The organism is Cycloclasticus sp. (genome assembly GCF_019090545.1).
In the GTDB taxonomy this organism is placed as follows: domain Bacteria; phylum Pseudomonadota; class Gammaproteobacteria; order Methylococcales; family Cycloclasticaceae; genus Cycloclasticus; species Cycloclasticus pugetii.
In genome coordinates, this window is sequence record NZ_JAHRVT010000051.1 from 1 (window position 1) to 11,076 (window position 11,076).

The window sequence follows — 11,076 nt, forward strand, 5'->3', positions numbered from 1 at the left end:
CAATGCCACTTAACAAATTAACGGATTAAATTAAGGAGAAACGTTATGACAATGAAACATGAATCTAATTTAGTCCATAAAATTTCAGATTATCTAGCAGACAGCTTGTTAAAGCATCGGCTCGTTATCCTAACGGTCGGCATATTACTAACTATATTTTTGGCTTATCAAGGGCTTAATCAACAACTTTCACCCGGGTTTGATAAGGCGATTCCTTTGTCTCACCCTTATATGAAAACATTTACTGACCATCGTGATGAGTTTGGTGGTGCCAATCGTGTGACTATTTTTGTTGAAAATAGAAACGGTGATATGTTCAATCCAGAGTTTTTTACGGTTCTTGAAAAAATCACCTCAGAGGTTCTCGTGATGGATGGAGTGGACGCACGAACCGTGACCTCTCTTTTTACACCAAACGTTAATTATGTTGCAGTGAGTGAAGAAGGGTTTACCGGCTCAAAAATTGTGCCAGCAGACTTTATTGCAACACCTGAGCGTATTGATGAGGTTAAAAGCAACCTGTTTAAGTCCACTGAAATAGGTAAGACGGTTGCTAAAGACTTATCTGGCGCACTTGTTATTGCAGATTTGGTAGAAATAGACCCAATAACAAAACAAAAAATTGATTACGAGCTGTTCGCAGAAAAACTGAATCAAATTAGGAGTAACTACCAAACTGCTGAAACGGCTATTCATATAATAGGTTTTGCACCATTTATTGGGGATGTGATTAATGGCGCGGAAGGTGTTATAAACTTTTTTATCATCACCTTGGTTATCACCTTTATTATGCTGATCTTTTTTGCCGGCTCAATCAAGTTGGCGATAGCGGTTATCATTACCGCGTTAGTATCGGTTAGTTGGCAACTGGGCATCGTGAAAATATTAGGGTACGGTGTTGACCCGATGTCAATATTAGTTCCGTTTCTTATTTTAGCAATAGGCGTAAGTCATGCTATCCAAATGACCAATGTTTGGCGGTTGGGCGTAGCAAAAGGCGATAACTCAGTAGAGTCAGCGCGTCAGGCTTTTTATAAACTCTTTATTCCTGGAGCAACCGCACTTATTTCAGATGCCGTTGGCTTTGGGGTGATTGTATTAATTGACATTCCTATCATTAGAGAACTAGGTATTATTGCCAGTATTGGTGTGGCGGTGATGCTGCTGACCAATAAAATTATGCTGCCTATTCTTTTGTCTTATATCAAACTGAATGATAAGGAAATTCAGCGCGCTGAAAGCAATATTAAGGGTACAGATCATGCTTTTTGGATGGCCCTTTCACTATTGACTAAACGAAAATATGCAACCATTGTTCTAGTGTTGGCGATGGGGTTAGGGGCCTATGCGATGACGGTGCAAGATCAATTGATTGTAGGTGATGTGGAAGCTGGAGCGCCAGAGTTTTGGCCTGAATCACGATATAACAAAGATGCTGATGCAATACAGTCAAAATTCTCGGTTGGTTTAGATGAATTGGTTATTTTAGCCAAGGCTGATAAGAAAGGTTCATGTATTAATTTTCCAATCACGCAAACGGTTGATGATTTTGTTTGGCAAATGAAAAACATACAAGGTGTGCAGTCTGTAAAGTCACTATCACAGTTAATTCGTGAGCGTAACATTGGTAATTATGAAGCCAACCCAAAGTTTCTAGGAGTACCTAGAAGTGAGGCAATGATTGCAGCAAATATCTATCGAGTGGAAATGTCGCAGGCGTTGTTTTCAAACGATTGTACTATTATGCCGGTGACGATTTACTTAACAGACCATAAAGCTGAAACATTAGATAGGGTGATGGCTGGGGTTGCTCGCTTCAATGAAAATAACACTAATGAGCATGTTACTTTCGTACCAGCAATGGGGAATGCAGGCATTATGGCGGCAACTAATGAGATTGTGGCTAAGGCACAAACTAAAATTGAGTTGATCTTGTTTGCTGCAGTCGGCCTCTTCTGTTTTGTAACGTTTATGTCAATTCGAGCCACCATTTGTATTGTCGCTCCGTTGGCCTTAGTGGCTTATTTGGCTAATGCTGTGATGGTTTATTTAGGCATCGGCCTGAAAGTATCTACCTTACCTGTATTAGCAATGGGTGTTGGTGTTGGTGTTGATTATGGTATTTACCTTTTTGCTCGAATGGTGGCACATAATTCAGCTGGTGAACCATTACAGAAGTCATACTATGAATCGTTAAAAGAGGTAGGAACAGGGGTTGTATTTACGTCGGTAACAATGACCATTGGCGTGTTAACTTGGTATTTTTCAGACCTTAAGTTTCAGGCGGATATGGGGATCTTATTGGCGTATATGTTCTTTGTGAACATGTTGGGTGCGACTATTTTGATACCTGCATTAGCCAGCTTCCTTTACCCGCATGATGGGAATAAGGAAAAGGTGAAGCCCGAATGATAATTCGGTGCGGATAAGGCCGCTCAAGGCTGCTTTTTTTGATAATTAATAATGGAGCTCTCTTATGGGTAATACACCTGAGCATTTAAAGTGGCCTGCGGATGCAAATTGTACAGCGGTCCCATATTCGGTTTTTAATAGCCAAGAAGTTTATGATCTTGAGCAGGAAAAAATTTACAACGGTCAAACATGGTCTTTTTTAGCAGCTGAAGAAGAGATTCCGCTTAAGGGAAGCTTCAAATCAACGTATATAGGAGATACCCCCGTTGTTGTAACGAGAGGGCAGGATGATGGAATTTATGCGTGGGTAAACCGCTGTGCGCATAGAGGTGCTGAAATTTGTCGTGAGCGGCACGGGCGAGTGGAAGATGGAGCCTACACTTGCGTTTATCATCAATGGGCGTTTGATGCGAAAGGTGATTTAAGGGGGGTCCCCTTTCAACGAGGGCTTGCCGGCAAAGGGGGTATGCCTAAAGACTTTGATAAAACCAAGCATAGCCTAAGGAAGGTACGCACCGTGAATTATCACGGTGCAGTTTTTGGAACGTTTAGCGAAGACACGCCCGATATTGAAACCTATATGGGTGATGATGTGAGTTATCATATGCGCCGTATTTTGAATAGACCCATTGAAATACTTGGCACGACCCGGCAGCACATCAAAGGGAACTGGAAATTCTACGCTGAAAATACTAAAGATCCCTATCATGCAAGCCTGCTGCACCTCTTTCATGCCACCTTTGGGCTGTATCGCTCGTCGCAGGAAGGGGCCTCTATTGTTAACAATAAAGTGCATTGTTTAATTTGGGTAAAAAGCTCTAAAGAAGAAAAAAGTGCACTAGATGATGTAAAAAAAGAAAACCTAAGAACGATGCAGCAAGGAAGTTATGCGTTAGCAGATGAATCGTTATTAGCCGGTCAGCAAGAGTTTGAAGATGGGCATAGCTTGGATATATTGTCTATGTTTCCATCATTAGTGTTACAGCAAATTCAAAACACACTGGCTTTTCGGCAAATTTTACCGAAAGGCAAAGATGAGTTTGAATTGGTTTGGACATACTTTGGTTATAAAGACGATACTGAAGAGCTTAGAAATATTCGTTTAAAGCAATCTAACCTTATTGGACCTGCTGGACTTATCTCAATGGAAGATGGTGAATCAACAGAGCTATGTCAAAAAGCGATAGTTCGGGATGGGGAATACACTAGCGTGATAGAGATGGATGGTAAAGAGCCTGAAGGAGCAAAGCATCTAGTCACGGAAGGAATGATTCGTTCAATGTGGCAAGGGTATCGAGAGATGATGGGCTTTTAAGTATTGAATAAAATGAAGAGGTATGAATTCTAAAACAATAAAGCCCAGATGAAAGTCTGGGCTTTATTGTTTAATTAAACGTGTGTTTAATTGATGTTATGAGAGTGGGGGTTAGTCATCAAACATGCCGTCGAAGAATAGTTTAGTTAAATTATTAAATGCTTTTTTCTTTTCAATTTGAACCCAGTGGCCGCAATGGTCAAAGACATGCAACTGCGCATTAGGGATTCTATCTATTAAATGATATGCATTATTCAGAGGAATAAAAAAATCTTCTCGGGCATGGGTGACCAGCATTTGGTGGGAAATATTATTTAACTCGTCGTCTGATAAAACAAACGCATCAATACCTTTTTTTGTACCACCGCTAAACATGGCTTCAAACTGAAGGCGTACTTCATCTTTCATAACGTTATCGAAGCGTTGAGCAGCAATGCTAGCGATATCATTGCCAAGTAAACTCGGGTCAAAAAGAAATTTAGTAATTAAGTATTCTAAAGCCTCTTTGGAAGGGTCTTTATAAAACTCCCACCCTTTAGTGAGGCCTTCGGTAGGGGCAAATGGAGCACCTACTGGACCCATAAGAACTGCTTTTTTAAAGCGTTCAGGGTGCCTGTTCAGTAAATGAAGGGTAACGCCACCGCCCATGGAATTGCCGACAATATGTGTTTGCTCAATCCCTTTAGCATCTAATAAATCTATTTGTTGCTGCACCCAAATATCAATCCAGTGGCTGGTTCCATTGGGTGGGCAGTTATGTTGGCTAAGGCCAAAACCTGCAATATCTGGTGCAAGGCAATGGTAGTTCTCAGCTAGAAAAGGCAGTGCATATTGCCAGTTTGACATGGCGTTAGCACCAGGGCCAGAACCATGTAGCAATAAAATACTGGTGTCCTTATCGGTTCCTGCTTCATTTAAAAACGTATTAAAAGAACCGGTTTGGATGTTTGATGTTTGCATAGCATTCCTTATTTCTAAAAGTTTGGAGTTATAGTGTTTCTAAAGATAGTTAACAACGCTAGTTTAAGAGCAATAAGTTGTTTAAAGAAAAATTGTTACATTAAAAAATGATTATTTCTAACTAGCGTTCAGTTTGTTTAACTGGTTATAATCAATTGTATAAATAAATGCAAATTAATGAGATCCAGGAGAGAACATGTTCCCCAAAATGAATGCCCCAGATAGTATTAAAAGAAAAGTTAGTATAGTCGCTCGCTATACCACAATCCCTATATTGTTGTTTTCTACTACACCTGTTATTGCTCATTTTTTAGGTGGGGGGTATTGGTATTTGTTAACCCTTGCTGTATTTGGTATCTGTATGATACTTGACCCAATTGTAGGAGATGATCCTATTAACGCACCAGAAGAGATGGAAAAAGAATTAGAGGAAAGTTCTTTTTTTCGCTTTATGCTTTGGGTCTATGTCCCGATACAGTTTCTAATTACTTTGTTTTGTTATTCATTGATAACAAATACGCCGATGGAAATGTTCACCGTGTTAGGTGTAAGCTACTACCCACTTAGCACAGCAGAAATGGTTTTCTTAGCCCTTTCTTTGGCCTTTGTTACGGCAACAGGTGCAACTCCAGGGCATGAGCTCTGTCATCATGGGAATCAGTTTGACCGTTTTATGGGTCAAGCCTTGATGACGCCAATTAGTATGGCTGATTTCTATGTTTATCATAATTTCCATCATCATATTCATGTAGCGACCCCACTAGATCCTGCAACGTCCCCATATGGTGAAAATTTTTGGAGGTTTGCACTTAGAAGTACAGTATTAAAGTCAATTACTGCATGGAAAGTAGAAGCGGAACGCCTTGGCCGAAAGGGTTCAAGTTGGATAAGTTTAGATAATAAAATGATAAAAATAACTATTGCACAAATCGCATGGTTTTCACTACTTGTTTATCTTTTTGGCTGGATTTCATTGCCGTTATTTATTATGCAATATCTTTTCCCAAGGCTGCTATTAGCCACAGCAGACTTTGCAGAACACTATGGTTTGATGCGTAAACAGCTTGAAGACGGTAGCTATGAAAAAGTAAGGGCAGAACATGCTTGGGATGACAGTATGATTATTAGTAGCTTTTTTATGTGTCAAATTGATCGGCATTCAGACCATCACGCGAATGTAGGGCGGCCTTATCAGATATTAAGGGTGATGGATAAGGCACCACGTTTACCATTAGGTTACCTAAATATCTTATTTGTAACGATGTTTCCTCCTTTATGGAGAAAAATCATGCATCCAATTATTGAAGAGTTTTATGACACAGCAGATATCGTGCCTTATGCATTGCCTAATACCTTGCCCGAGCGTTTTCTTGATAGAGCGGTTATAGCAGAGAAGTAGAGCGACAAATTAAGAAAGGAATAAAGGCCTTTTTCAGTGCAAAGGCATACATAGGAGAGCAATATGGTAAATAACATAGATTACAATCACCTGATTCAATCGGACAAGGTTCATGGGTCTTTATATACATCAGAAGATATCTATGCTGATGAAATGGAAAAGATTTTTCAAAATAGCTGGTTTTATGTCGGGCATGAAAGTGAAGTCAAGGAAGCAGGCGACTTTATTGCAAGGGATATAGGCCGCTCAGCATTGATCATGGTCAGGGATAAAGATTCTACAGTGAATGTAATGGTGAATCGCTGTGCGCATCGAGGCAATAACTTATGTAATGAAATGGAAGGCAATAAACGCAATTTTTCTTGCCTATACCATGGTTGGGTTTTTGGCTTAAATGGTGACTTGTTAGACGTACCTTATCCTGATGGCTTTACTAAAGAGAAAAAAGACCATGGGTTACAGACATTAATTACAGATAGTTATCGGGGGTTTGTTTTTGCAAGCTTTAACGAACCAACGATAAGTTTTGATGATTACTTGGGAAATGGTAAGCAGCTGATAGATCGGGCCTGTAACCTGTCTCCAGAAGGTGAGGTAGATTTAACAGGTGGTTGGGTGCGTCAAAAGTTTGATGCAAACTGGAAAATGCTGCCCGAGAATGATACGGATGGTTACCATGTAAACTATGTTCATCAATCATTTGTTCAAGTTATTCCTTCTCAATATAACGAATTTGTGGGCGGAGAAGACACCAACCAAGGGGTGATCAGAGACTGGGGCAATGGCCACACGGAAATTGATTTTGCCGCAGGCTATGTCAATACACTTGATTGGCTGGGCTCAACGGTTGAAAAGTCCAAATCATATGTTGAAAAAATGCACGCGGCATATGGCGAAGAAGAAGGCAACAAGCGGTTGTTTGATGGGCCGCCACATGCTTGTATTTTCCCTAATTTATTTTTAGCAGAAATGAATATAGTTATTTTCCAGCCGACCAGTGTTAACTCTTGTGTGCAATGGAGCACGCCGATGTTTTTAAAGGGGGTGCCAGAGTTGAACTTTAAGTTACTGAGACAAAGCGAAGGCGCATTAGGCCCTGCTGCTTTTTTATTGGCAGATGACGCAACGATAGCTGAACGCGCGCAAAAGGCGCTTCAAGCCGGTACACCTTGGTGTGATCTAAGTAGGGGGCTGGATCGAGAAACGGTAAGAGATGATGGTGTTAAGGAGTCGCGAATGAGTGATGAAACGTCAAACAGAGGTTTTTGGCACCACTATCGCTCAGTAATGTTGGGAGAAAAGTAGCATGGGGAAGCAGGTGGCATTTGAGGTAACCAGGGAGCTTGAAGCCTTTATTATTCAAGAGGCGAAGTATGCTGATGAGGGACAATACCAGGCATGGTATGAATTATGGGCAGAGGACGCCGTTTATTGGGTGCCGCGCAAAGATGGTGACGATCCAGCGAAAAAGGCATCACATTTATACGATAATTATTCGAGGCTAACAACAAGGGTTAAGCAACTCAATACCGGTAACCGATTTAGCCAAGTACCTATTTCCGGTATGCGTCGTGTCATCTCAAATTACGAGTTCTTTAACGACAATGATGACAAGTTTAGGGTAGAGGCAAATTTCTATTTACCAGAATATTCTATTCAATCGGTACATAGTTTTAGGATATGGTCTGGTCGGTATACATATATCCTTAGCCGAAAAGGAGATAGCTTTCAAATACACTTAAAGAAAGTTAATTTAGTGAATGGGCTTGAACCTATACCAACACTGTCTTTCTTAATTTAGACTGATGAGCAGGAAGCCTTTATCAGCCGTTACCGGCATTGGGATGACTGAGTTGCGTCGCGATTACACGGTGGCTTCATGGGAGTTAGCCGTTGAAGCAATTGGTATGGCGATTAGCGATGCAGGCTTAAAGCATCACGATATTGATGGATTGCTGATTAATAAAAGCCCAATTGAAGATTTATCGGCAATGCCGATGGACCTTCAGGATTATGCTGGCCTTAGGGATTTAAGTTTGCTGAATGTTGTTGAAGCAGAGGGTAGCTCAATGGTCCAGACACTACAGCAAGCAACGATGGCGATTCAATCTGGCTTGGCTAAAAAAGTGGTGTGTGTGTTTGCAGATACCCCTTTGCAACCAGGTGGTTCTGCCGCAGAATCCTTTGCAATCGCAATGCCGATGATGGGTAAATTGGGAACCGAGGTCGCAAATGGTTTTTACAGCGCGATAGCCGCGTATGCAATGGCTGCCCAACGATATTTAGCGGTATACAACAGAACAACTGATGATCTTGCAGCAGTAGCAATTGCAAACCGAGAATGGGCAAGGCTTAATCCGCTAGCTAAAATAAAAAAACCGATGACGATGGCAGATCATCATGCATCACCGTGGCTCGTTGAACCACTACGGATGCTGGATTGTGCTTACCCTGTCAATGGGGCAATTGCTGTGGTGGTCAGTGATGTAGAAACCGCAAAAGCGGCCAAAGAATACCCCGCTTATATCTATGGAATGGGGCAAGGTCATAAAGGTAATACCAATCGCCGTGGTTATCAGCCCGAAATAGAAACGGGTGCAAAAATGGCTGCACAAACAGCGTTTAAGATGGCAGGTGTCACGGTAGATGATATTGATGCCTGTGAATTTTATGATGCGTTTAGTATTTCCACCTTAATAAATTTAGAAATGTACGGTTTTTGCGAACCAGGAAAGGCGGCACAATTTATTGCAGAAGAAGGTATCGGTCCGGGTGAGCAATTACCCGTTAATACTGGCGGGGGGCATCTATCTGGCTATTATATGCAAGGCGCGACAGCGGTCTCAGAAGCTGTCATGCAATTGCATAACCGTGCAGAAGGTCGCCAATTAAATACACTCAACAATATGTTAGTCACTGGCTATGGTGGACGGATGCAGTTCCATGCGGCGTTAGTTATGGGGCGATAGGAGGCACGATGGAATATCCAAAAGAAGATATTATTTGGCCAACGGTAGTTGATATTGCAAAACCTTATTATGAGGCAATGCAGCAACATAAGTTACTTATTCAGCATTGTTCGTCCTGCCAAACCAGTCTACCACCTGCACAAAAAGTGTGTGATGAGTGTGGTGGCAATGAACTCGAATGGTTTGAGGCTAAGGGCACGGGGGTTATATATAGTTACGTGGTTTTTCACCGTAGTTTTCACCCCTATTACGATGACAAAATACCTTATACAGTGGCCTTAGTTGAATTAACGGAAGGTCCACGAGTTATGGGCCATATAGTAGCGAGTGATGGGCAGCCATATCAAGTTGGTACAGCGGTGAGAGCACACTTTAAAAAAATAGATAAAAAAAACGAGTTGCTTTATTTTAAATTAGATGGGGAGGAGCATTAATTGACAACATTAGTTAGAGATTACCTGGTTCGTGCAGCGAAAGCGATGCCAAAAAGAATAGCTTTTTATGAAGGAGAAAGGTCTATCGATTGGGCTACGCTAAATGAGCGGGCGTGTCGGTTTGCAAAAGCCTTACAAACCAAAAATATTGGCAAGGGCGATGTGGTCGCTATTTTGTCTCACGAGCACATTGAAGTTTATGAGGCTTTTCATGCCTGCTTAAAATTAGGTGCGCCACGGGTCGGTGTTAACTGGCGCTATTCTCCTAAAGAAATGTTGTATGTCATCCATAACTCAAAAGCGAAAGTAGTATTAGTACAAGCTAACTGTGTGCCATTGATGGGCGATGTTGCCGAGCAATTGATATCCGAAGGTGTTTTATTGATTGGTTATGGTGGAGATCACAACCTGCCTTATGACTATCAAGAGTTGTTGGCAAAAAGTGATGGTAAGGTTGACCTGCCCGTACTTGAAAACGATGACTTGGCAGCCATCAGTTATACATCGGGTACCACAGGTTCGCCAAAAGGCGTGCTTTTATCCCAGCATGCGCTTAAAGACGCGATGATAAATACGGTGTTAAATATGGGGCTCACGCCAGATGATGTATGGTATGCCCCCACGTCATCGGCTTGGATTACCTTTGTACTCATAACAATGAATACGGTTAATGGGATGACAGCGGTGCTTCCAGAGGGTGACTTTAATGTTGATCAATACTTTGAACATATTAATAAGCGGAAAGTAACGGTGACTATTATGGTGCCATTGATGATGCGCCGGATGATTCAAATCATGCAAGAAACGGACATTAAAATCCCATCCGTGCGACTAATAACCTATGGTTCATCACCAACAACGCCACAGTTAATCCGTAAAGCTGCTGAGACCTTCAACTGTGATTTAATGCAAATGTATGGCGTTACCGAAACCACAGGTGGTTGGATTTGTTTTATGAGACCAGAAGATACTGAAAGAGGTCTAAATGGTGAGGACCATCTTCTTCGTTCATGCGGTCGGCCAGCATTACATTTTGATATAGAAATTCGTGATGATAATGGCGTCGCTTTAGAGCCAAATACTAGCGGTGAAATTTGGTTAAAATCTGATACCTTAATGAGTGGTTACTTGGATTTAGAGGAGCAAACCAAAGAAGTGCTTAACAAGGGTTGGCTCAGAACTAATGATTTAGGCTATCTAGACGATGAGGGCTTTCTTTACCTAACGGATCGTAAAAATAACCTTATTATTACTGGCTCGGCTAATGTTTTTCCAAGCATGGTTGAAAATGTTTTAGATGAACATCCTAATGTTGCTGAAGTAGGTGTTATTGGTGTGCCACACCCTGAATGGGATGAGGCGGTGGTCGCGTTAATTATTGCCAAAGATAAAGCTGCGTTTGATTGCGATGAAATGGTTGCATTTAGTAAAGCAAGAATGGCAAAGTTTGAAGTGCCCAAACATATCGTGCTAGTAGACGAGTTGCCAAAAGGCTTGACGGGGAAAATGCTTAAAAAAGATATGCAAGCGATGTTTAAAGATGGTCGTCTGTCGGTGCCATGGGATTTGGCTTAGGAAATATCTGCA

At 41.4% G+C, this 11,076-nt stretch carries 9 protein-coding genes; 8 read left to right on the plus strand and 1 reads right to left on the minus strand.

Going from position 1 to position 11,076, the window contains the following annotated elements:
• The first annotated feature begins 45 nt into the window (after window positions 1-45).
• The gene (locus KUG63_RS11105; protein WP_287555363.1) at window positions 46-2,412 is read left to right on the plus strand and encodes an efflux RND transporter permease subunit; all 2,367 of its coding nucleotides are present in this window, start codon (window positions 46-48) and stop codon (window positions 2,410-2,412) included.
• A 64-nt stretch (window positions 2,413-2,476) separates the two neighbouring features.
• Window positions 2,477-3,727, plus strand: coding sequence for an aromatic ring-hydroxylating dioxygenase subunit alpha (locus KUG63_RS11110; protein WP_287555364.1), 1,251 nt, complete (start codon window positions 2,477-2,479; stop codon window positions 3,725-3,727).
• Window positions 3,728-3,838: 111 nt separating this feature from the next.
• Here KUG63_RS11110 and KUG63_RS11115 read toward each other — a convergent pair whose 3' ends face one another.
• Entirely contained in the window at window positions 3,839-4,687 is an 849-nt protein-coding gene (locus tag KUG63_RS11115) for an alpha/beta fold hydrolase (protein WP_073023329.1), read from the minus strand.
• 196 nt (window positions 4,688-4,883) lie between these two features.
• Between KUG63_RS11115 and KUG63_RS11120 the strand changes: the two genes are divergently transcribed.
• The 6 genes from KUG63_RS11120 (at window position 4,884) to KUG63_RS11145 (ending at window position 11,064) form a co-directional block, all read left to right on the plus strand.
• Window positions 4,884-6,086: an alkane 1-monooxygenase gene (locus KUG63_RS11120; protein ID WP_020931882.1), complete on the plus strand. Its 1,203-nt coding sequence runs from the start codon at window positions 4,884-4,886 to the stop codon at window positions 6,084-6,086.
• Window positions 6,087-6,149: 63 nt separating this feature from the next.
• Window positions 6,150-7,391: an aromatic ring-hydroxylating oxygenase subunit alpha gene (locus KUG63_RS11125; protein ID WP_073023327.1), complete on the plus strand. Its 1,242-nt coding sequence runs from the start codon at window positions 6,150-6,152 to the stop codon at window positions 7,389-7,391.
• A 1-nt stretch (window position 7,392) separates the two neighbouring features.
• Complete coding sequence (locus tag KUG63_RS11130) at window positions 7,393-7,887, plus strand: aromatic-ring-hydroxylating dioxygenase subunit beta (protein ID WP_015006994.1); 495 nt, start codon at window positions 7,393-7,395, stop codon at window positions 7,885-7,887.
• 4 nt (window positions 7,888-7,891) lie between these two features.
• The gene (locus tag KUG63_RS11135; RefSeq protein WP_287555367.1) at window positions 7,892-9,055 is read left to right on the plus strand and encodes a thiolase family protein; all 1,164 of its coding nucleotides are present in this window, start codon (window positions 7,892-7,894) and stop codon (window positions 9,053-9,055) included.
• Between the two features lie 8 nt (window positions 9,056-9,063).
• On the plus strand, window positions 9,064-9,489 hold the full coding sequence (locus KUG63_RS11140) for a Zn-ribbon domain-containing OB-fold protein (RefSeq protein ID WP_015006992.1): 426 nt from the start codon (window positions 9,064-9,066) through the stop codon (window positions 9,487-9,489).
• A complete protein-coding gene (locus tag KUG63_RS11145) occupies window positions 9,490-11,064 on the plus strand; it encodes a class I adenylate-forming enzyme family protein (RefSeq protein WP_073023323.1) in 1,575 nt (524 codons plus the stop codon).
• Window positions 11,065-11,076: the final 12 nt, after the last annotated feature.